Genomic DNA, 21791 nt, shown 5'->3' with positions numbered 1-21791 from the left:
ATTTCACTTTAAAAAAGATAAATTTTCTGAATATTTGCAATAGAATATTCCCCCGATTTATAGTAAAATTATACTAACAGTAAATTTGGGGGATGATAACTTGCAGAAGTATGTTTTATATGCAGTTATGATAACATCTTTCATAGGCTCCATGGTGGGCAGCGGCATTAATGTGGCCCTTCCCTCCATAGGCCGGGAATTCGATGCCATGACGGGGGATCTCAGTTGGGTAGCGGCGGCATATTTGTTTGGCTCCGCCATCTTCAATTTGCCTCTTGGTAAGGCAGCGGATATTTTGGGGAGAAAAAGGCTATACAAAATTGGCATAGTCATGTTCTCCATAACCCTTCTAATTGCTGGATTTGCCACCTCTGTGGATTTTCTAATGGATATAAGATTCCTTCAGGGTGGGCTTATGGCCATGGTTTTTGGCCCTGGTATGGCTGTATTGGCCTCGGTTTTTGATAAAAAGGAACGGGGACGTATTTTGGGATACCAGACAGCCTCTGTGTACGTTGGCCTCACATGCGGGCCGGCTCTGGGGGGCCTTATCTGCCAATACCTCGGCTGGCGGTGGTTCTTCTTTCTCACGGGAACAGTGGCAGCCGCAGGACTCATATTTATGATGAGGGTAAAGGAAGAATGGTACGGGGACAGGGGAGCCCCCTTTGATTACAAGGGCAGTCTCTGCTATATGATAACCATTCCCCTTATTTTATACGGCTTTTCCAAAATAACGGATACCCTTGGGATATATCTCTTTGTGGCCGGTCTGGCCGCTTTGGCCCTCTTTGTTTACGTGGAGCGTCAAAACGCACATCCTATCCTTGATGTAAATCTTTTTATTGGCAATCGGGTGTTTACATGCAGCAATCTGGCGGCCATGCTTCATTATGCGGCCACCTTTGCCATAAGCTTTCTTGTTTCCATGTATTTGCAGGTTATTTGCGGTCTCAGTGCCACAGTGGCCGGCGGAATCATACTTTTGCAGTTCTTTATGATGGCAACCCTGTCACCAAAGGCAGGGGCACTGTCAGATAAAATAGATCCAGGGGTGGTGGCCTCTGTGGGCATGGCCATAAACAGCGTGGGGCTCTTTGCCCTGTCGTGGCTTCATGAGGACAGCTCACTGATAACGGTGGGGCTCGTGCTTATGCTGATTGGCATAGGTTTTGCCCTGTTTTCATCACCTAACAACAACGCTATTTTGGGAGCCTGTCAGCCCAAGTTTTACGGCACAGCATCTTCCTTGCTGGCCACCATGCGGCTTATAGGTCAGGCCTTTTCCATGGCCATTGTTACCATTGTTATGGACGTAAATTCCGTTCAGTCCGTAACGGGTGCTGACAATGATGCCCTGCTGGGGGCTATTCAGATGATATTTAGGATATTTTCCATAATTTGTATGTTCGGAATACTGGCTTCATTGGCCAGAAAGAAAAAGGAGGGGGAGGCTTCCCTATGAAAAGGATTATTCAACAGCGAAGCTCCATAATTGTTTGCTTGGCCCTTGTTACCAGTGTTGCCCTTTTTGCCCTTAGCAATTATATGGAATTCCAGCTTATGTCGGTGCTGCCAAAGGCTGAGTCCCTGGCTATGGCCAATTATCTTAACAAGGGCCTGGTGGCGGTATTTTTGCTGGTGGCAGTAACTGCCGGCTATGCCATATTTTCTGAGAAGAAGCGGCTATATGAGAGCCATGAGCGGGATATAATGGACAATGTTACCCAGCTGCCAAGTATTGTGGGCTATAATGAGGATGTTATGAGCCTCCTGTCCGATGAAAAGAATATTCAGGACTATATTATGGTGGCCCTGGACATTGATAAATTCAAGGCTGTAAATGATGTTTTCGGCTTTGCCTGCGGTACCAAGATTATCCGCATGGTTGGTGATTTGCTTTCCAATAATCTTCGTGACGGTGAGAAGTGCTACCGCATCACCAATGATGTTTTCTACATGCTTTTGAAGAGTCAGGACAGGGATACGGATTACAGGCGTATTCGCAGTATTCTTGATAATGTGGCTATTGATCTTGTTTCCACCGATGATGAGGATATTCAGGGTAACCTGAATGGGGGCATATACAATCACATGATTTCCTTCTCCGCCGGTGGCATGCATATATATGCCAATGAGATAAGGGATACTCTGAAGGATTGTTCTGATAACGCCCTGCGTGAAAGATGCAGGGAGCTGGCTGCCAAGTTTGCAGATAATGCCAATATTGCCCGCAAGCGGGGCAAGACTGAAAATATAAATAGTGTTTATCTCTTTGATGAGAGCATGCGCAAGGAGATTTTTGAGGACAAGAAGATTGAGGATGCCTTCCTTATCGGTATAGAGCGTGGCGAGTTCATGATGTACTACCAGCCTAAGTTCTACATTGGGGGAGATAAGGCTGTCCATGGCGGGGCTGAGGCGCTGATTCGCTGGAACAGTGCTGAAATGGGCTTTATGCCGCCGGGGAAGTTTATTCCTCTCTTTGAGCGGGACGGCAATGCCCTCCGTATGGATATGCACGTTATGGATCTGGTGTGCCAGAATATCTGCGAATGGCGTTCCAAGGGATTGGAGGTTCATCCTGTTTCCGTTAATGTAACCCGCCCAACCATGCAGAACGGGGCCGGTTATTTGCAGTTCGTAAAGGAAAAGCTGTATCTCTTTGATATTCCTCAGGACCTTATTGAGTTTGAGATTTTGGAAAGCGCCACTGGTACTGACGAAGAAGTGGTAATTGATTTCATTAATGAAATACACAAGATGGGCTTCAAGATTGCCATGGACGATTTCGGCACAGGCTGTTCCTCTTTGGGACTGCTGAACCGTATTCCACTGGATATTCTGAAGTTTGATAAGAGCTTCTTTGATTCCATGACCATTAATATGAGCAATCAGGATCTGGCCGTTGTGCGCTATATGCTGATGATGGCCAAGGATCTGGGGATAAAGACAGTGGCCGAGGGCATAGAGGAGAAGTTCCAGGTGGATATCTTAAAGGACCTGGGCTGCGATATGATTCAGGGCTACTACTTCAGCCGTCCTCTGTGCGTGGAGGATTATGAGAAGATGCTGAAGCCGGCTTAAATTAAACGGGTCCTGTCACGGGATAGGACATTCATTTGCTTCGCAGTGCCACATCAATGTGTTTATCGGCTAAAATTAGTATGGACGGGCTTCGCGGCCGTCCGCCACCTCATGTCAGCTCAAATAGATTATGTGCTGATGTGGCATTTTGAGCTCAGCATGCTTCATGTCCTTATCCCGTGCCACCCGATTATACTAAGAAAACTCCCGTTGATTAAACGGGAGTTTTTTGATGCAGATTAAACTTAAACGAGGGAAATTTTTCGCCTGCAAGAACGTAGTCCTTGTGCCGCAGGCTCAGCATGGGCAGTATTTATATATACGCCTCGATGTAAGTGCGACTTTGTCGCCTGTGAAAAAGCCGAAAATATACCTGCTGCATTACATTCAATGTGGCAGGTATTTTATTTCTGGCATATTTAAATAGTAATTGCAGTTATGGGGTCCTTTCACATGGGACAGGCCCTTTTTTATGTCTACATCTAATTTTGAATATTTAACACACACTCATTATAATATTAAGTAATACGATATTATCACATAAATAAATATTGTATTACCATATAATATATGTTATTATTAATATAAAGAATAGGAGAACCATAATAGAAGAAAGATAATATTTATGGTATAATCACAGAAAGCGGTGATAGTTTTATGGAAGAAGAGGAGAGGCAGGAACTGTTGGAAGCAGTCCAGAGGTTTTGTCTTATGGATGATACCTTCTTCAACTGCTTTATGGCAGATAACATTGAGGGTATGACCTATGTTTTAAATGTTATCATGGAGAGGAATGACTTGGTTATCAATAGAATTGAGACCCAACATAGCATTCCAAATCTTTATGCCAGAGGTGTACGCTTTGATGTATTCGCAACTGACAATGAAGGACGGGAGTATGATTTTGAAGTCCAAAACGACAATGATGGAGCTATACCGAGACGAGCCCGTTATAACAGCAGTATGATGGACTATCGATCCTTAAACAAGGGTGCCGATTGGTCAGATCTGCCGGAAACTTATGTTATCTTCATCACTGCAAAGGATGTTTTGGAACAAAACGAACCATTGTATCACATTAACAGAAAGATAGAGGAAACGGAAAAAAGCTTCGAGGATGGAGCACATATTATTTATGTTAATGGGGAATATGACGATATTAACACTGAATTGGGACAGATGTTAAGAGATTTTAAATGCCTTAAAGCCGGTAAAATGAAGTCGTCCATACTGGCTGATAGAATGAGATATTTGAAAGAGACCGATGAGGGGGTGGCCAAAGTGTGTAAAATTTTGGAAGAATTTGCTGAAAAATATGCTGCAAGGAGAGAAGCCCGTGGAGAGAAAAGAGGAAAACTAAAGCTTGCAATTGACCTTCTCAAGGACGGAACAATATCTGAACAAGTAGCTGCGGATAAGGTCGGCATGACCTTAGATGAGTTTAAGAAGGAAATGGAGGCCTGTACATCTGTACAGTGATATTTAGTTATACATTTAGCCGGGGGCTGGAGAATATATTCAGCTCCCGGTATTTTCATGTCTTTATCCCATGCCACCTGTTTATATTTATAAAAAAACTCCCGTTAAACGGGAGTCTTTTATGGCTATTTATCAGCCCCGTACATGTAGCTGTAGTAGGCCTTTTGCATTTCCTTGCGGTTTTTGGCGGCGGGCCACAGCTCCCCTACGGCGTTTTCCCTCATGGCAGAGGCCAGATGAGGATATAGCTGTGGGTTGTCCTTGCTCATGGAGGCTATAAGCTCCTTTACTGTCTGGCGTATGGTGTGACCGTCATAAGGACAGGGGGAGGCCACTGGCTGGAAGCCGTGGTACTGAATGGCATCGATGATTTCCTGCTCCCTGAAGTACACCAGGGGGCGGATTACGGTAACGTCCATCTTATCCAGGTATGTTTTTGGTGTAAAGGTATGAATCTGCCCGGAGTACAGCAGACTCATGAAGAAGGTTTCCACCGCATCGTCGTGGTGATGGGCGTAGGCCACCTTGTTACAACCATGCTCCTTGGCAAAGCGATTTACGGCACCCCTTCTGAAGAAGGCACAGGAGTAACACGGGTCCTTGCCCTTTTGGGCCTCAATGGTTCCTGCAATGTCAACATCAATGGTATCAAAGGGAATGTCAAGCTCCTTCATAAAGGCTCTGATGCGCTCAACTCCTTCGCCGAAGTTATCAGAAAACATGGGGTTTATGGTAACGGCCTTTAAATTGAAGTCCTTTTTTAGTCGCATTTTCATCATGGCCATGGCGTAGGCCAAAAAGATGCTGTCCTTGCCCCCGGATACGCCGATCATTATATTGTCCCCGTTTTCAATGAGCTCAAATTCTGTAATGGCCCGCATTAGCTTGCTGAAATACAGCTGGGGAAGATTAATTTTCAAATTTTGCTCCACCTTTCCATATGGTTAAGTCACAAAATGCACAAAATAGTGTAACTTGAATTGCGTATTTGTAGACATATGTATATTGTGAATGGAAAAAATACAAAAACTTCTTGCCAAACAGTATTATTGTATATAAAATAATATGTGATGTCTATATGCGTCAGCAGTGGACAATCATAATTAACGGAGGGGTTTGCGTTGATAAAGGTATTGGTAAATGGCGCTTACGGCCGCATGGGTCAGGCTGTTGTAAAGGCTGTTCTTGAGGATAAGGACCTGGAGCTGGTAGGTGCCGTTGATATAGTTGGTGAGGGAGACGCGGGGGAGACTGTTGGCCTTCCTAAATGCGGCGTCAGCTTCACCAGGGATTTACAGTCCACAATAGATAGTGTAAAGCCACAGGTTATGGTGGATTTTACTATTCCCGATGTGGTATTTGGCAGTGCCCAGGTGGCACTTAAGAACAAGGTGGCTCCTGTAATTGGAACCACAGGCCTCTCTGATGAGCAGAAGCAGGAGCTGGGTAAATTGGCTGAGGCCAATGACACCCCTGTGTTTATTGCCCCTAATTTTGCCATTGGCGCTGTTTTGATGATGCAGATGGCCAAGCAGGCTGCCAAGTACATGCCGGAGGTGGAGATTATAGAGCTTCACCACGACAAGAAGCTGGATGCCCCATCCGGTACTGCACTTCAGACTGCGGCCCTTATTTCCGAGGTGAGAAAGGCCCATGTTCAGGGCAATCCAAACGAGAAGGAAAAGGTGGCTGGTGCCCGTGGTGCAGATGTGGATGGTATGCACATTCACAGCGTACGTCTGCCGGGTTATGTGGCCCATCAGGAGGTTATTTTCGGCGGTCTTGGCCAGACACTGACCATTCGCCACGATTCACTTAACCGTGAGTCCTTTATGCCGGGGGTATGCCTTGCGGCCAAGAGTATTCTGGGGCACAAGGGCCTTATAATTGGCTTGGACAAGTTTATGGACTAAGCCTTGACGAGTTTATGAATTGAGCTTTGATAGGTTATTGACTATTTATTGATATATTACAATTGGAATATTACATTTAAAGGGGAGACAAAACATGAAGAAGTATAATGTTGCTATTCTTGGTGCTACCGGTGCTGTTGGTCAGGAGTTTCTGAATCTCATTGAGGAGCGCAAGTTCCCGTTTGCCAACCTTAAGCTGCTTGCTTCCAAGCGCTCTGCGGGGAAGAAAATTCAGTTCATGGGCAAGGAGTACACCGTGGAGGAAGCCACTGAGAACTCCTTTAACGACGTGGATATCGCCCTCTTTGCCGGCGGCTCCATCAGCAAGACCCTTGGTCCTGCTGCTGCCAAGGCTGGGGCTGTGGTTATTGATAATTCCAGCACCTTCCGTATGGACCCTGAGGTGCCTCTCATTGTTCCGGAGGTAAATCCAGAGGATATTTCCTGGCATAAGGGCATTATTGCCAACCCTAACTGCTCCACTATTATTATGGTAATGGCTTTAAAGCCTCTTTATGATGTTTCCAAGATTAAGCGCGTGGTTGTTTCCACCTATCAGGCTGTATCCGGCGGCGGCAAGGAAGCCATGGCTGAGCTGGAGCAGCAGGTGAAGGATATTAACGATGGCAAGGAGGTTGTTGCCAATATTCTTCCTGGTGCAGCCCTTAAGAAGCATTATCAGATTGCCTTCAATCTCATTCCTCAGATCGATGTCTTCAAGGAAAATCTCTACACCAAGGAAGAGATGAAGATGATCGACGAGACCAAGAAAATTATGAACGATCAGGATATGCGCATTACTGCAACAACTATCCGCGTTCCTGTATATCGCAGCCATGCCGAGTCCGTAAACGTGGAGTTTGAGGACGAGGTATCCGTGGAGAAGGCCCGTGAGGTTCTGGCCAAGTTCCCTGGTGTTATTTTGCGGGACAATCCAGATGAGCAGGAGTATCCAATGCCTCTGGAGACCTCCGGCAAGGACGATGTGGAGGTGGGACGTATCCGCAAGGATTATTCCATTGAGCATGGCCTTAATTTCTGGGTATGCGGTGACCAGATCCGCAAGGGTGCTGCACTGAATGCTCTCCAGATTGCGGAGTACATGATGGAGCATGATATGATCAAGAAATAAAATTGTATAATTGCGTGGCTGTTGCTTGTGGTGTATCATTATGAGCAGCAGCCATTTTGTTTTAAAAGCGGAGGGAAACATTTTCCCCCGTAAAATTTTATACGGGGCCTGTCATGGGATAGGACATTCATTTGCTTCGCAGTGCCACATCAATATGTTTATCGGCTAAAATAAGTATGGACGGGCTTCGCGGCCGTCCGCTACTTCAAATCGGCTTTAATGGATTAAGTGCTGATGCGGCATATTGAGCTCAGCATGCTTCATGTCCTTATCCCATGCCACCCGCATTTTATTAAAGCGGAGGGAAATGTTTTCGCCTGCAAGAACGGAGTCCATGTGCCGCAGGCTCAGCATGGGCACTTATTTATTATTCGCCTCGATGTATGTGCGACTTTGTCGCCTTCGAAGAAGCACTAACTAATGTACATGCTGATTTGGACGAAGTGATGAAGCCGAAAATGTTTTCCTCCGTGTTATAACTGGTATATATGGCTGATACTCATTGGAGAGTGTGTAGCGTATGAAGAAAGAAAGATTGATTGTGGTGCTGGGGCCTACTGCCTCAGGGAAGACCGGTCTTTCCATAGAGTTGGCCAAGCAATTTAATACAGAAATTATTTCCGGTGATTCCCAGCTGGTATATCGCGGTTTTGATATTGGAGCCGCCAAGCCGGATATGAAGGAGCGTGACGGGGTGGTTCATCACATGATTGATATTCTCCCTCCTGAGGCTTCCTTTAATGTGGCGGATTTCATAGACAGGGTAAAGCCCATTATTACTGATTTGAACAATAGGGGAAGGGTGCCAATTTTGGCGGGGGGCACCGGCCTTTACATAAAGTCCCTGCTGGAGGGCTATCAGTTCAACGACACCGCCGGGGACGATGAGTACAGGCTTAAGCTGGAAAAACTGGCTGAGGAAAAGGGAAAGCAGTACCTTCACGATATGCTGCGGGAAATAAATCCCGAGGCCGCTGAAAGAATTCACGTAAATAATTTCAGACGGGTTATGAGGGCCCTTGAGGTTTATCAGCTGGGGGGAGAGCAGATTTCCACCCAAAAGGAAAACGAGCTGGTTTACGATGTGTATGTGGTGGGCCTGATTTGGCACCGCGGAGAGCTTTATGATAGAATAAACAGGAGAGTTGATATAATGCTGCAGCAGGGGCTGGCTGATGAAGTCCGTCATTTGCTGGACAGCGGCGTATCTCCTGAAAGCCAGTCCATGCGTGGCATTGGCTACAAGGAAATGGTTAATTATGTTCAGGGAACAGGAACCCTGGAGCAGGCTGCGGATGATATAAAAAAGGGTACCAGACACTTTGCCAAACGGCAGCTTACATGGTACAGAAAAATGCCTTATGTGCATTGGTATCACCCGTCACTCTACAGGGGTCGGGGACTTGTTGATAATGTTTCCTGGAATATAGCAAGATATTTTAAAGGATAATGGGGGGTTGTTTTTATGACAGGAAAGGCAATTAATTTACAGGACAGTATTTTAAATCAGGTCCGGAAGGAAAATATTCAGGTCTCCATCCATCTGGTAAACGGCTTTCAGATAAAGGGCTTTGTTAAGGGCTTTGATAATTTTACCGTTATTATCGATTCCCTGGGCAAGCAGCAGATGGTATACAAGCATGCAATTTCCACCATTACAATGGGCCGTCCTGTGGATAATATTACCGGGGAAAAGGATAAGGACGCGGAAAAGAAGGACTGAGCTTTTAAAATATGACAGAGAAAATTCGGTGCTTTCAGATTGTTAGTGCCTATGAAAATAAGGAAATAAATCTGCCAAAGAGGAAAACCGCCTCCAGTGCCGGCTATGACATAGAGGCCGCCGAGGACGTGACTCTGGCCCCCCATAAGGTGGTGCTGGTGCCTACGGGCCTCAAGGCTTATATGCAGAGTGATGAGTATCTGGGGATTCACGTGCGCTCGGGCATTTCCATAAAGAATTGCATCTCCTGCGTAAACAGCCAGGGGATTATTGACGCCGATTATTACAACAATCCCGAAAATGAGGGGCATATTATGGTGCCGCTGATTAATCACGGGGATGAGGAATTTTTTATCGCCAAGGGAACCAGAGTGGCCCAAGGGATTTTCTATAAGTATCTCACAGTGGACGGGGATGATGCCGGCGTGGGTGCTGAAAGAACCGGGGGCTTTGGTTCAACGGGAAAGTAAGTGAGCAGTATGGAATTAGGCATGGATTTATTTGCGGCGGCGGAAAAAAGCGACAGCAAAAAATATGAGCCACTGGCCCAGCGCATGAGACCACGGAATTTTGACGAGTTTATTGGCCAGGAGGAGGCCGTGGGCAAGGGAAAGTACCTTAGAAAAATGATTGAGAAGGACCAGCTTCCTTCCCTGATTCTCTATGGCCCCCCGGGGACGGGGAAGACCACCCTGGCCCAGATGGTGGCCACTCTTACCAACAGTAATTTTAAGAAGCTGAATGCTGTATCCGCGGGAATTGGCGATATCAGAAAAATCGTGGATGAGGCGGCGGAGGCCCGTCGTTTCTACCAGAAACGCACAATTGTATTTATAGATGAGATTCATCGCTTTAACAAGAGCCAGCAGGACGTGCTTCTTCCCTATGTGGAGGATGGACGTCTTATTCTCATTGGTGCCACCACGGAAAATCCATTTTTTGAGGTAAATCACGCCCTTTTGAGCCGGGTGAGAATAGTGCGGCTTTCTGCCCTTTCCGACAAGGATCTTATGCGCATGCTGCAGCAGGCCATTTCAGATAAGGAAAGGGGGCTTGGCTCCCGCAATCTTACCATTACCGATGAGTCTGTGGAGGCCATTGCCCAGCTGTCCGGAGGGGACGGCCGTATGGCCCTGAATCTTTTGGAGCAGGCCGCTGCCATGATTGAGGACGGCAGTGAAATTAATATTGAGCTTCTCCATACTATTTTGGGGGAGCGGATTCAGACCTACGACAAAAAGGGAGACAACCATTATGATACTGTGTCCGCCTTTATAAAGAGTATGCGGGGCAGTGACCCCGATGCGGCCATTCACTATCTGGCAAGGATGCTGGCTGCGGGGGAGGATCTTAATTTTATTGCCCGCAGAGTGGCCATTTGTGCCGCCGAGGATGTGGGAAATGCTGACCCCTTTGCCCTGGTTGTGGCCATGGCGGCGGTGCAGGCGGTACAGTTCGTGGGAATGCCGGAGGCACGGATTCCTTTGGCTGAGGCTGTGACATACGTGGCCTCTGCGCCCAAGAGCAATGCGGCTTATCTGGCCATTGATGCGGCTTTGGCAGATGTGCGTCACCGTGACTGCGGGCCGGTGCCGGAGCATCTTAGGGATGCCCATTACAAGGGGGCGGCCAAGCTGGGCCACGGTATAAATTATAAATATGCCCATGATTTTCCGTATCATTTCGTGAAGCAGCAGTATCTGCCAAACAAGCTTAAGGGCACCACATATTACCATCCAACTGCCAACGGCAGGGAAGGAAGAATCAGCGAATATCTGAAGGCCTGCTGGCCGGAGCGGTACAAATAAAAGATGGGGCAACATTATATGGGGCGGCTGTGGGGCCGTCCCTTTCTTTATGATTTTGGGAGCGGATAATTATTTTCTGAAATAGAAAAATACGCCTAAGTGATGTATAATATTTTAGTTAGACATTGATGTGAAAAACAGTTTTTTAGATTGGATTGAGATTTTTGAAGCGATTAATTGTTAATGCTGACGATTTCGGTCGGCATGAGCTTATAAATAAAGCGGTGGAGCAGGCTGTGGAAAAGGGCATTTTACGTTCTGCCACCCTAATGCCCGGAGCAAAGGCCTTCGATTCTGCAGTGGAAATTGGCAGAAAGCACCCGGAGCTGGGAGTTGGAATCCATTTCACACTGGTAAATGGATATCCCGTATTGCCACCAAATGAGATTCCTTCCCTTGTAACTGAGGAGGGAGTCTTCGTTGATGACCATACAGCCTTTGTAAAGAAGCTGGTTTCCGGCCATGTGAATATGCAGGAGGTTAGGGCTGAGCTCAGCGCCCAGCTGGAAAAAATGCAAAATACAGGCCTTGAACTGACCCACGCAGACAGCCATCAGCACATGCACACCCTGCCCGGGGTAATTAATGTGGTTATTGATCTGGTGAAGGAAGCGGGCATTAAGGCTGTGCGTATACCCAAGGCGCCTCTTTTCAGCGGTGAATTTGGTGGTATTGGACAGCTTATCGGCCGCTTTGGCCTGGGAACTCTGGCCCGTATTTCTGGCAGTAAGGCAAAAAGCAGAAATATTGCTTCTCCTGATTATTTTGCCGGTATTGTGGCGGGGGAGGCGGTGTCCGAGGATGAACTTTTGGCTGTGATTAAGAATCTTAAGAATGGCACAACCGAAGTTATGATGCACCCTGGTATTGATAATAAGCAGCTAATTCCCGATACTGGTTGGGACCATGATTTTGAGGCGGAATACAGGGCCATGGTTTCACCTGAAATTATTAAGCTGATTGAAGAAAATAAGGTGGAGATTACAAATTTCCGTTCCTTGTGGCCGAATGATTAAGGAGACAAAGTAATCTATGGATAAGATAACAATCATAGTTCCCTGCTATAACGAGCAGGAGGGCGTGGAACAATTTTATACTGTGGTAACTGATGTCTTAAAGGGCGTAAAGGATTGTGAATTTAACTATCTCTTTGTAAATGACGGCAGTACTGACGATACTTTGGTTAAAATCCGTGAGCTGGCGTCTGCCCATGAGGATGTAGCATATATAAGCCTTTCCAGAAATTTTGGCAAGGAGCCTGCCATGATGGCGGGACTGGATTATGCAGATGGTGATGCGGTAATCATTATGGATGCTGATTTGCAGCACCCGCCCCAGCTTATTCCGGAGATGATTGACTGGTGGCACAAGGGCTATGATGATGTGTGTGGCAAACGCACCGGCCGTGAGGATGAAGCCTGGCTTAAGCGTACCGCAGCCAATTTCTTTTATTTGGGTATGGACTCCGTTTCAAAAATAAAACTGCAGCGGGATGTGGGGGATTTTCGTCTTTTGGACAAGCGCTGTGTGGCTGCCCTTCGTCTTATGCGGGAAAATCAGAGATTTACCAAGGGTATGTATACCTGGGTGGGGTATAATAAAAAGGAGATTCCTTTCAAGGTTCAGCCCCGTGCCTACGGCAAAACTACTTGGAATTATTTGTCCCTGTGCAATCTGGCCATTGAGGGGATTACCTCATTTACCACAGCACCTCTAAGGATGACCACCATGCTGGGAATGGGTGTATCTGTCCTGGCCCTGGGGTATATGTGCTTTGTGCTGTTTAATGCCCTGTGCTACGGGGATCCTGTGGCGGGCTACCCTACATTGATAACTGTTGTGCTGTTTTTGGGTGGTGTCCAGCTCCTATCCCTTGGTATCATTGGGGAATATTTGGGCCGGGTATTTACGGAAAGCAAGCATCGTCCCGCCTATCTGGTAGATGAATATAATGGCATAAAGGTTATATACGACAGTCCGGTGAAAAGACCGGAATTGACTAAAAAGTAAGGAGTGTAAGGTTTTGTCCCAAGAGAAAAATAGTGGCTGGCAGACGGGATTGATATTGGCGGGACTGTTTCTGCTGATGTTTATGCTGAATGTATTAATGCCCCTTCACCGCGATGATTATGATTATTCAATGATATATACTATGGCCGAGCACATCGTAGATTTTGATGGTGTGCTTCGCTCCTGCTATGTGCATTACATGCTGCATGGGGGCAGAATGTTTACTGTGTTCTGTCTGGATTTGTTCCTGTGGTTGGGGAAAATCTGGTTTGATATTGCCAATGCCCTGATGTTTGTGGCTTTGGTGGTGCTGATATACTTCCATGCCCGCCGTGATATCAAGCTTTTTGGAGAGCCTGTTATGGTGGCCATTGCCAGTTTATTGGCCTGGCTGTCCTTCCCTCATTTTGGGGAGGTGGCTATCTGGAAAAGCGGCTCCACCGTTTATTTGTGGTCTGCAGTGCCTGTAGCCCTGTTTTTACTGCCATATAATCTCTCATTGAAAAAAGGGGAGTCTGTACTTAAGGGCTGGATGCTTGTTCCCATGCTTCTTCTTGGGATAATTGCAGGCTGGTCCGTGGAAAATCTGGCAGTTACTGTGGTTGGAGTCACTGCAGTTATGAGCTGGTATTTCCACAAAAGGAAAAACCTTTCTGGCTGGATGCCTGCCGGCTGTTTTGGTGCTTTACTTGGACTTATTGGTCTGGTGGGAGCTCCCGGCAATTATGTCCGCTATGATGATCAGGGCTCCGGAAAGGGAATTTTCACCCATATTGGCAATCAGTTTGCTGGAAACGGGGAAATGGTTCTCTATATTCTCCCTATAATATTGGCCCTGCTTATTGCCTGGAGAATTTTTAAAATTGTGTTGGCGGAGAAGAAGGGCATAGCCCTGAAGCCCGTTGATGCCAGGGTAACTGTTGGCCAGTGGATTCTCCTTGGTCTCATTGTGCTGTTGGTTGTTTCCTACTTTAACGGCAGCTTTGTGGCTTGGGCCATTAGGGATGCCCTTTATATTGGCGTCATGGTGCCCGTGGGACTAACGGATCCTAATGTGTTGGACAAGGTAAACAATATTTTCCGGGGCTTTGAGGAAATGGCCATTTACTGGTTCATTATTTTCTTTATATATGCCATGGCCAAAAAGAGACTTGGCCTTTCCAAGGAAAACATCAAGCTTCTTGCCGAAAATGTTAAGGCCAGGGAAATTTGGGAAGCATACGAGTCTGTACGATATGCGGGCTGGATGCTGGTACTGGCGCTGCTTAACAATATGGTTATGATTGCGGCACCTACCTTCCCGGCAAGGGCCACCTTCAGCTCAGTTGCCATGATTATCATTGCGGCCATTGCTGTATTCAGGGAGCCTGTAATCCGCCAGTATTACGAAAAATACACATCAAAAATTTTGTATGCCGGTGCCTTTGGTATAGGATTATTTACTGTATCGGCGGCTACTCTGGTGATGTACACCATGCAGCAGGAGAATGATGTACGTATTGCCATTGTGGAGGAGACTGCTGCCAGGGGTGAAGCCGTTGCCTATATGGAGCCTATAAAGATGACAAACAGGGCCCTGCGCCACGTGTTCTTTGTGGATTTTGACAACGGTGTAACCAAGGACGGTCTGTGCAGATACTACGGCATAAAAGATATTAAGGTCTTAAATGACGAAAACAAATAAGGAAAAACAATAATTAATAAATAAAGCTTTTAAAGCATTTTAAAAGGACAGAGGATTCATTGTTGCAAGTATGCAGCGATGAACCATCTGTCCTTTTTTTTTACTCCCTGGCCTGCAAAAGTATTGGATTAAGTACCTCGTCCTCAGGGGTAACATATAACGTGTTTTGGTTGGTAAATATCACAAAGCCCGGCTTTGCCCCGGCGGGCTTCTTTACGAAGCGGCAGCGGGTGTAGTCCACGGGCACCTTGGAGGAATTGGCTGCCTGGGAGAAATGCACTGCCAGATATGAGGCAAGCAACAGTGTATCCTCAGAAGGATCATCCCCATCACAGCGGATAATAACATGGGAACCGGGAATCTCCTGGGTGTGAAGCCAGATATCCCCGGGGTTGCTTACCTTGAAGGTAAGACGGTCATTCTGGTAATTGTTCTTCCCCACAAGAATAACGGTTCCGTCAGGGGCGGTGAACTTGAATGGCTGGGACTGCTTCACGGAGGCGTGCTTCTTAAGGTTCTCCCTTAAAATATTGTTGGTAATGAGCTCTGTATTAATATCATTTATCTCCGCCAGGGAGGTGGAGGCCTCCAGGGAGGTTTCGATGGAGGCAAGATACTTGATGTCATCAAGACATTTTGTCAGCTGATTTTCCAGAAGCTCCTTGCCCCGCTTCAGCTTGTCGTATTTTTTGTAATAGGCCTGAACATTTTCGCTGACGGAAAGGCGCTGGTCCATGGCAATGGAAATCTTTTCTCCGGCTTCGCTGTAAATGTTCGTAACCGTAACAGTGGCATCCTCACGATCTTTTAACTGATATTGATAGGTCATAAGGTTGTCCGCCTTGATGCGGTATTCCTCCGCATTGTCTGCTGCGGCAATATCCTCCTTCAGCTTATCCACCTTGTGCTGGGCTCGGCTAAGCTCATTTTTTATAAGCTTTTTAAAGCGGTCCCTGTCAGGAAGCTGGAAGCTGCCGGCAATGGCAGAGGCCTTGGCCAGCATTTCGCTGATGGTGGGGAACTTTACGACAGTGTCATTAATATAGTAGTGGAGTGGGAAGGAGGCGGTGGCCAGCAGCTTTTGGTTGGCATCAACCACAAGGCAGGCTTCCCCGCAGGGCTCCTTAAAGGCCTCTCTTATTTCCTCCAGACCATTTTTAAGGGAGGCAAAATCACTTTCATCCAATTCGCTTACTAATGAATTGTGGGGAAGACCCGCCAGATAGGCGGCTTCCTTTGCGGTAACGGGACCAAAGCCGAGACATGTATCGAGGATGGCCTTGCTGAGCTTCAGCTCCGCCTTTGATTTTATAGATCCAATAACATTATCCAGGTCACATTCAAGGAGATCAATTTTATCCTGCACCGGCGGTAAAACATAAGGGTCACCTGGCAGAACGGTTCTTATGCGGCTGGAGTTGGCCCCGACTCTTCTCAGTACATCGATGATGTTTTCATCCTGCACAAGAATAATATTGCTGTACTTGCCCATAAGCTCAACCACCAGGGACTTTGTAACAATCTGTCCACCGGCGGCCAGCACGTCCATGTCCAATATAATGATGCGGTCAAGGCTGTGCTGATAGACCCTTGCTATGCGTGCAGTTTCAATGTGCTTTCGGAGAACCATGCAGAACATAGGGGGCTCCGGGGGATTGTCCGGTGCCTTTTCAATAATGTGAACAGCCGGGTTCTGGGGATTAATTGAAATGTGAACCAAATAATTTTTCCCGGGCTGTCTTACTGAAAGAATGACAGACTGTTTATTTGGCTGATTTATTTTATCTATGCGGCCTCCTGTAATGGCCCTGTCAAGCTCAATGGCCAGGGGGTGCATGGAAATACCGTCCAAACTCATAAGAGTGTACCTCCAAACAATTGGATTTATTCAGTGGGAGCGTTTGAGCCCCGTGAATAAAACTAGAATAAGCATAACATTTAAGGTTATTTCGGTCAAATTGGGATAATATTATCTAAAATATCATATAAAATTTTATAAAAATATTTTAAAATAATTTTGTGGATACATGTAACTATTCCCATCATAATCGGGAATTAATCCTAAATACAGGCTAAAGTTACCCAATATATACCCAAAATATGGGTAAACAATAAAAAATACTGTGTAATTTACTAAAATTTTATTGAAAAATTTATATGACCGATGTTATAATGTGAGTGTAATAAAAGAGAAAATTGTAGAGGGTCAGGAAGATACCCACAAAGAGAAAACTAAAAATTAGTATTATCTTATTAAGTTATATATTTTATGTGTGTTATTTTATAGGGGGAAATGACATGGTAAAAATCAAGTTAGGCTACGCGCCTACCAGACGCAGTATCTTCAGTGCTCCGGATGCAGTTAAGTATCGTGGATTAACCCGTCAGCGCCTTGAGGAATTGGGCGTTGAATTCGTTGATATTGATGACATCAACGAGGAGGGGCTGCTCTACGATGAGAACGATCGCTTAAAGATTGTAGAGAAATTTAAGAAAGAAAAAATCGACGGACTGTTTTTGCCGCATTGCAATTTCGGTACTGAGTATTTGTGCGCACGTCTCGCCAAGGACATGAACGTTCCTGTCCTTCTCTGGGGACCTCTTGATGAGCGTCCTGAGCCAAACGGCGTAAGACTTCGCGATACCCAGTGCGGACTTTTTGCAACTGGCAAGGTACTCCGTCGTTTTCAGGTGCCATTTACTTATATGACCAACTGCCGTCTCAGTGATCCTGTTTTTGAGCGCGGTATCAAGGACTTTTTGGCAGTATGTAATATAGTAAAGACCTTCAGAAGTATCCGTATTCTCCAGATTGCACCGCGTCCTTACGATTTCTGGACCACCATGTGCAACGAGGGTGAGCTGTTGGAGAAGTTCAACATTCAGCTTTCCCCAATCCCGATGCCTGAGCTGATGGATGCCGTAAAGGCAGCCAAGGAGGAGGGCACCGAGGTTCAGAAGGTTGTGTCTTACTGCCGCGAGAAGATGGAAATCAAGGTTAAGGACGACGAGCTTGAGAACGTGGCAGCTCTCAAGGTGGGCATGTCCAACCTTATAAAGAAATATGGCTGTAATGCAGCAGCAATTCAGTGCTGGAATGCTCTCCAGTCTGAGCTGGGCATTATGCCATGTGCAGCCAATGCACTTTTAAATGATGAAGGTATTCCTGTAGTTTGCGAAACCGATATTCACGGTGCCATTACCGCCCTTCTGGTGGAGGCAGCAGGCATGGGTGAGACCCGTTCCTTCTTCGCTGATTGGACTATCCGTCATCCTGATATTGAAAATGGCGAGCTTTTGCAGCATTGTGGCCCATGGCCAATTTCCATTGCCAAGGAAAAAGCTCAGCTTACATATCCGTTAGCATTTGACCATCCTGGTTCCCTGACTGCTGAGGCACGTCACGGTGATGTTACCCTGTGCCGCTTTGACGGCGACAACGGCGAATACTCCATGCTCCTGGGTAATGCCAAGGGCGTTGAGGGTCCGCGCTGCATGGGTACTTATCTCTGGATTGAGGTTGAGAACATCAAGCGCCTGGAGGCCAAGGTGGTTGAGGGACCATATATCCACCATTGCGTAGGTATTCACAAGAATGTAGTGCCCGTTCTTTACGAGGCATGTAAATATATTGGGGTAAAGCCGGATCTTTACGACCCAATTGAGGAAGAGGTAAAGGCGTATTTGAGAGGTGAGTAAGCTATGAATCTTGAAGCAAAGGCTTTGGATATCCGCAAGGATATCATCGAGCTGATTTATAGCGCAGGCTGTGGCCATATTGGCGGCGATCTCAGTGTTACCGACATTCTGGTGGACCTGTACTATAAGCAGATGAATGTGGATCCTAAAAAAATGGACGACCCGAACAGGGACCGTTTTGTACTGAGCAAGGGTCATTCCGTGGAGGCACTCTACTGTGTACTGGCTGACAGGGGATTCTTCGACAAGAAGGAACTCTTCGATACTTATTCCAAGTATCTGTCAAAGTACATTGGCCATCCAAACAACAAGATTAACGGTGTGGAAATGAACACCGGCTCCCTTGGTCACGGTTTGTCTGTGGCTGTGGGCATGGCCCTGGCGGGAAAAATGGACAAGAAGGATTATCGCGTATATGCTGTTATGGGTGACGGCGAAATGGCAGAGGGCTCCAATTGGGAGGCCGTTACTGCAGGCGCCCACTACGGACTGGATAATCTTACTGCCTTTGTGGACCGCAACAGACTCCAGATCTCCGGCACCACCGAGGAGGTTATGACCGCAGACGATCAGGAGGAGCGCTGGGCAGCATTTGGCTGGAATGTTATTTCCATTCAGGGCAACAATATGGAAGCAATTGACGATGCAGTGGAAGAGGCCAAAAAAACCAAGGGCAAGCCAACTGTAATTATTGCAAATACCACCAAGGGCTGTGGCGTTTCCTTCATTGAAAACAAGGCAGCATGGCATCACAAGGTTCCTACTGAGGCTGAATATCAGCAGGCCCTTAAAGAGCTTGATGAAAGGAGGGCCCAGTTATGAACAAGATAGCTAATAAGCAGGTCATCAATGACGTTCTTTTGGAGGAATCCGCAAAGGACAAGGATATTATCGTTCTGTGCAGTGATTCCAGAGGTTCTGCGGGAATGAAATCCTACGCCGAGCAGCGTCCTGAGCAGTTCGTGGAGGTAGGTATTGCAGAGCAGAATCTGGTGGGCATTTCCGCGGGTCTGGCATCTTGCGGCAAGAAGCCATTTGCCGTATCCCCGGCCAGCTTCCTTTCCACCAGAAGTATGGAACAGGCCAAGGTGGATGTGGCTTATTCCAATACCAACGTAAAGCTTATCGGTATCAGCGGTGGCGTAAGCTACGGAGCTTTGGGCATGACCCATCATTCCGCAACCGATATTGCAACTATGGGCTCCATGCCTAATATGAGGGTATATCTCCCAAGTGACCGTTTTCAGACAGAGGCTTTGATCAGAAGCGTATTAAAGGATGAAAAGCCAGCCTATATCCGCATTGGCCGTAATGCCGTTGAGGATGTGTACGAGGAAGGCAATGTTCCTTTCGAGCTGGACAAGGCTACTCTGGTAAAGGATGGCACTGACGTTACCATTATCGCCTGCGGTGAGCTGGTGGGAGATGCCAAGGCAGCGGCTGAGGAGCTCAGCGGCAAGGGCATTTCCACAAGGGTTCTTGATATGTATTGCGTAAAGCCAATTGACAAGGATGCAATCATCAAGGCTGCCAAGGAAACCAAGCTCATTGTAACTGTGGAGGAGCACACCATGTATGGTGGTATGGGCTCCATGGTGGCTCAGATTACCTCAGCCAACGCTCCTGTTAAGGTGGTAAATCTCACCTTGCCGGATGCTCCTGTGGTAACGGGCAAATCAAGAGAAATTTTCAAGTATTATGGTCTTGATGCTGAAGGTATTGTTAAGACAGTAACGGAGCAGCTGTGATATGGCCAAATACATTTTAGGAATAGATCAGAGCACCCAGGGCACCAAGGTTCTTCTCTTTGACGAAAAGGGTAAAGCCGTTTGCCGCGTGGACAAGGGGCACCGTCAGATAGTGGATGAACGGGGCTGGGTAGAGCATGATCCCGAGGAAATCTGGAATAATCTCCTGGAAATTACCAAAGAGCTTTTGGCTGAAACCAATGTGGCCAGCAAGGATATTGCAGCAGTTGGTATCAGCAACCAGCGGGAAACCTCCGTGGCCTGGAACAGGGAAAGCGGAAAGCCCGTGTACAACGCCATTGTGTGGCAATGTGCCAGAGGCACCGCCATCTGCCAGAGACTGGACAAGGATGGCTTTGGTGAAAAGGTGAAGGCCCATACTGGTCTTGCCTTATCCCCGTATTTCTCCGCCGCCAAGCTGGCCTGGATCATAGAAAATGTAGGCGAGGCAAAGTCCTTGATGGAAGAGGACAAGCTGGCAGTGGGCACCATGGACAGCTGGCTGGTGTACAAGCTCACCAATGGCAAGGTCCACAAAACCGATTATTCCAATGCTTCCCGTACAGAGCTGTTTAACATAAACACTCTAAAATGGGATGAGGAAATCAGCAATGCCTTTGGCATTAAGGCTTCGGCCCTGCCTGAGGTCTGCGATTCCAATGCTTTGTATGGAACCACGGACTTTGGGGGACTCTTTGACACAGCAGTGCCGATTCACGGGGTATTTGGGGATTCCCATGCGGCCCTTTACGGCCAGGGGTGTCACTTGCCGGGCATGATCAAGGCCACCTACGGTACCGGGTCATCTGTAATGATGAATATTGGTGAAAAACCAATAACCAGTCAGAAAGGACTTGTTACTTCCCTGGCCTGGAGCCTTGACGGCAAGCCGGAGTACGTTCTGGAGGGCAACATAAATTACACTGGGGCCTCCATTACATGGCTCAAGGATAACGTTGAGCTTATAGAAAGTGCGGCGGAAACCGCAGCACTGGCCAAGAAGGCAAATCCAGCCGACAAGACCTACTTCGTTCCCGCCTTTTCAGGGCTGGGAGCCCCTTATTGGGACAGCGAGTCCACGGGCCTGTTTACGGGGATTACCCGTGTAACTGGGAAATCAGAGCTGGTAAGGGCAGTGGTTGATTCCATAGCTTATCAGATTTCCGATATCGCCACCCTGATGGAGGAAGAATCTGGTAAGACCCTGAAGGGACTCCGTGTTGACGGAGGGCCAACCAGAAATGATTATCTCATGCAATTCCAGGCGGATATTCTTGACAGACCAGTGGAGGTTCCTGATTCCGAGGAGCTTTCTGCCATGGGTGCAGCATACGCTGCGGGAATTTCTGTAGGAATTTATGATAATAAGAAGGTTTTTGACGAAATATCGCGAATTAGTTATGTGTCGGGTATGAGTCAGGACCGAAGGAACCAATTGAAATCCGGTTGGGAGAGCGCAATAGGGAGAACATTGGCTCGTACATAATATTATTGGATTTAGCAGGGAG

Annotated in this window: 18 protein-coding genes; 16 read left to right on the top strand and 2 right to left on the bottom strand. The window is 47.0% G+C overall.

The features are described from left to right. The first annotated feature begins 100 nt into the window (after window positions 1-100). From T525_RS0105880 to T525_RS0105865, 3 genes are all read left to right on the top strand, one after another. Window positions 101-1465, top strand: a complete 1365-nt coding sequence (locus tag T525_RS0105880) for an MFS transporter (protein WP_051533438.1) — start codon at window positions 101-103, stop codon at window positions 1463-1465. Further along, the gene (locus tag T525_RS0105875) at window positions 1462-3087 is read left to right on the top strand and encodes a GGDEF domain-containing phosphodiesterase (protein ID WP_027406450.1); all 1626 of its coding nucleotides are present in this window, start codon (window positions 1462-1464) and stop codon (window positions 3085-3087) included. The genes T525_RS0105880 and T525_RS0105875 overlap by 4 nt, the downstream gene beginning before the upstream one ends. A gap of 657 nt (window positions 3088-3744) precedes the next feature. Further along, window positions 3745-4566, top strand: coding sequence for a PD-(D/E)XK nuclease family transposase (locus T525_RS0105865; protein ID WP_037325238.1), 822 nt, complete (start codon window positions 3745-3747; stop codon window positions 4564-4566). A gap of 125 nt (window positions 4567-4691) precedes the next feature. Here T525_RS0105865 and T525_RS0105860 read toward each other — a convergent pair whose 3' ends face one another. Next, window positions 4692-5486, bottom strand: a complete 795-nt coding sequence (locus T525_RS0105860; protein WP_027406447.1) for a tRNA 2-thiocytidine biosynthesis TtcA family protein — start codon at window positions 5484-5486, stop codon at window positions 4692-4694. A gap of 201 nt (window positions 5487-5687) precedes the next feature. Between T525_RS0105860 and dapB the strand changes: the two genes are divergently transcribed. The 9 genes from dapB (at window position 5688) to T525_RS0105810 (ending at window position 14836) form a co-directional block, all read left to right on the top strand. Beyond that, window positions 5688-6479, top strand: coding sequence for a 4-hydroxy-tetrahydrodipicolinate reductase (dapB, locus tag T525_RS0105855; RefSeq protein WP_027406446.1), 792 nt, complete (start codon window positions 5688-5690; stop codon window positions 6477-6479). Between the two features lie 94 nt (window positions 6480-6573). Continuing rightward, window positions 6574-7611, top strand: coding sequence for an aspartate-semialdehyde dehydrogenase (locus T525_RS0105850; protein ID WP_027406445.1), 1038 nt, complete (start codon window positions 6574-6576; stop codon window positions 7609-7611). Window positions 7612-8131: 520 nt separating this feature from the next. Continuing rightward, window positions 8132-9061 (top strand): tRNA (adenosine(37)-N6)-dimethylallyltransferase MiaA, encoded by a 930-nt coding sequence (gene miaA / locus T525_RS0105840; RefSeq protein ID WP_027406444.1) that lies wholly within the window; start codon window positions 8132-8134, stop codon window positions 9059-9061. 15 nt (window positions 9062-9076) lie between these two features. Next, entirely contained in the window at window positions 9077-9334 is a 258-nt protein-coding gene (gene hfq, locus T525_RS0105835) for an RNA chaperone Hfq (protein WP_027406443.1), read from the top strand. 11 nt (window positions 9335-9345) lie between these two features. Further along, window positions 9346-9804 (top strand): dUTP diphosphatase, encoded by a 459-nt coding sequence (dut, locus tag T525_RS0105830; RefSeq protein WP_027406442.1) that lies wholly within the window; start codon window positions 9346-9348, stop codon window positions 9802-9804. Between the two features lie 21 nt (window positions 9805-9825). Beyond that, window positions 9826-11142 (top strand): replication-associated recombination protein A, encoded by a 1317-nt coding sequence (locus T525_RS0105825; RefSeq protein WP_037325278.1) that lies wholly within the window; start codon window positions 9826-9828, stop codon window positions 11140-11142. A 164-nt stretch (window positions 11143-11306) separates the two neighbouring features. After that, window positions 11307-12158: a ChbG/HpnK family deacetylase gene (locus T525_RS0105820; protein ID WP_027406440.1), complete on the top strand. Its 852-nt coding sequence runs from the start codon at window positions 11307-11309 to the stop codon at window positions 12156-12158. A 16-nt stretch (window positions 12159-12174) separates the two neighbouring features. Further along, complete coding sequence (locus tag T525_RS0105815; protein WP_027406439.1) at window positions 12175-13152, top strand: glycosyltransferase family 2 protein; 978 nt, start codon at window positions 12175-12177, stop codon at window positions 13150-13152. 13 nt (window positions 13153-13165) lie between these two features. Continuing rightward, window positions 13166-14836, top strand: coding sequence for a DUF6056 family protein (locus T525_RS0105810; protein WP_027406438.1), 1671 nt, complete (start codon window positions 13166-13168; stop codon window positions 14834-14836). A 100-nt stretch (window positions 14837-14936) separates the two neighbouring features. Here T525_RS0105810 and T525_RS0105805 read toward each other — a convergent pair whose 3' ends face one another. Further along, window positions 14937-16694, bottom strand: a complete 1758-nt coding sequence (locus T525_RS0105805; protein WP_027406437.1) for an NFACT family protein — start codon at window positions 16692-16694, stop codon at window positions 14937-14939. Window positions 16695-17134: 440 nt separating this feature from the next. Between T525_RS0105805 and T525_RS0105800 the strand changes: the two genes are divergently transcribed. The 4 genes from T525_RS0105800 to glpK are packed head-to-tail and all read left to right on the top strand — an operon-like array spanning window position 17135 to window position 21769. After that, window positions 17135-18535: an L-fucose/L-arabinose isomerase family protein gene (locus tag T525_RS0105800; protein WP_027406436.1), complete on the top strand. Its 1401-nt coding sequence runs from the start codon at window positions 17135-17137 to the stop codon at window positions 18533-18535. 3 nt (window positions 18536-18538) lie between these two features. Beyond that, window positions 18539-19357 carry a transketolase gene (locus T525_RS0105795; protein ID WP_027406435.1) on the top strand — a complete coding sequence of 273 codons (819 nt, stop codon included), beginning with the start codon at window positions 18539-18541 and terminating at the stop codon, window positions 19355-19357. Continuing rightward, window positions 19354-20283, top strand: coding sequence for a transketolase family protein (locus T525_RS0105790; protein ID WP_027406434.1), 930 nt, complete (start codon window positions 19354-19356; stop codon window positions 20281-20283). Before T525_RS0105795 ends, T525_RS0105790 begins: the two co-directional genes overlap by 4 nt. Window position 20284: 1 nt before the next feature. Next, window positions 20285-21769 (top strand): glycerol kinase GlpK, encoded by a 1485-nt coding sequence (gene glpK / locus T525_RS0105785; protein WP_027406433.1) that lies wholly within the window; start codon window positions 20285-20287, stop codon window positions 21767-21769. Window positions 21770-21791 lie beyond the last annotated feature (22 nt).

The organism is Anaerovibrio sp. RM50 (genome assembly GCF_000622005.1).
Lineage (GTDB): Bacteria > Bacillota > Negativicutes > Selenomonadales > Selenomonadaceae > Anaerovibrio.
Note: the sequence above shows the minus strand (reverse complement) of the source record. Positions and strands in the feature narration are given on the sequence as shown.

Bases quoted from the DNA above. Each gene is read 5' to 3' on its own strand.
- T525_RS0105875 (WP_027406450.1), top strand. From the start codon at position 1,462: ATGAAAAGGATTATTCAACAGCGAAGCTCCATAATTGTTTGCTTGGCC.
- T525_RS0105865 (WP_037325238.1), top strand. From the start codon at position 3,745: ATGGAAGAAGAGGAGAGGCAGGAACTGTTGGAAGCAGTCCAGAGGTTT.
- T525_RS0105850 (WP_027406445.1), top strand. From the start codon at position 6,574: ATGAAGAAGTATAATGTTGCTATTCTTGGTGCTACCGGTGCTGTTGGT.
- miaA (WP_027406444.1), top strand. From the start codon at position 8,132: ATGAAGAAAGAAAGATTGATTGTGGTGCTGGGGCCTACTGCCTCAGGG.
- hfq (WP_027406443.1), top strand. From the start codon at position 9,077: ATGACAGGAAAGGCAATTAATTTACAGGACAGTATTTTAAATCAGGTC.
- dut (WP_027406442.1), top strand. From the start codon at position 9,346: ATGACAGAGAAAATTCGGTGCTTTCAGATTGTTAGTGCCTATGAAAAT.
- T525_RS0105825 (WP_037325278.1), top strand. From the start codon at position 9,826: ATGGATTTATTTGCGGCGGCGGAAAAAAGCGACAGCAAAAAATATGAG.
- T525_RS0105815 (WP_027406439.1), top strand. From the start codon at position 12,175: ATGGATAAGATAACAATCATAGTTCCCTGCTATAACGAGCAGGAGGGC.
- T525_RS0105805 (WP_027406437.1), bottom strand. From the start codon at position 16,694: ATGAGTTTGGACGGTATTTCCATGCACCCCCTGGCCATTGAGCTTGAC.
- T525_RS0105800 (WP_027406436.1), top strand. From the start codon at position 17,135: ATGGTAAAAATCAAGTTAGGCTACGCGCCTACCAGACGCAGTATCTTC.
- T525_RS0105795 (WP_027406435.1), top strand. From the start codon at position 18,539: ATGAATCTTGAAGCAAAGGCTTTGGATATCCGCAAGGATATCATCGAG.
- T525_RS0105790 (WP_027406434.1), top strand. From the start codon at position 19,354: ATGAACAAGATAGCTAATAAGCAGGTCATCAATGACGTTCTTTTGGAG.
- glpK (WP_027406433.1), top strand. From the start codon at position 20,285: ATGGCCAAATACATTTTAGGAATAGATCAGAGCACCCAGGGCACCAAG.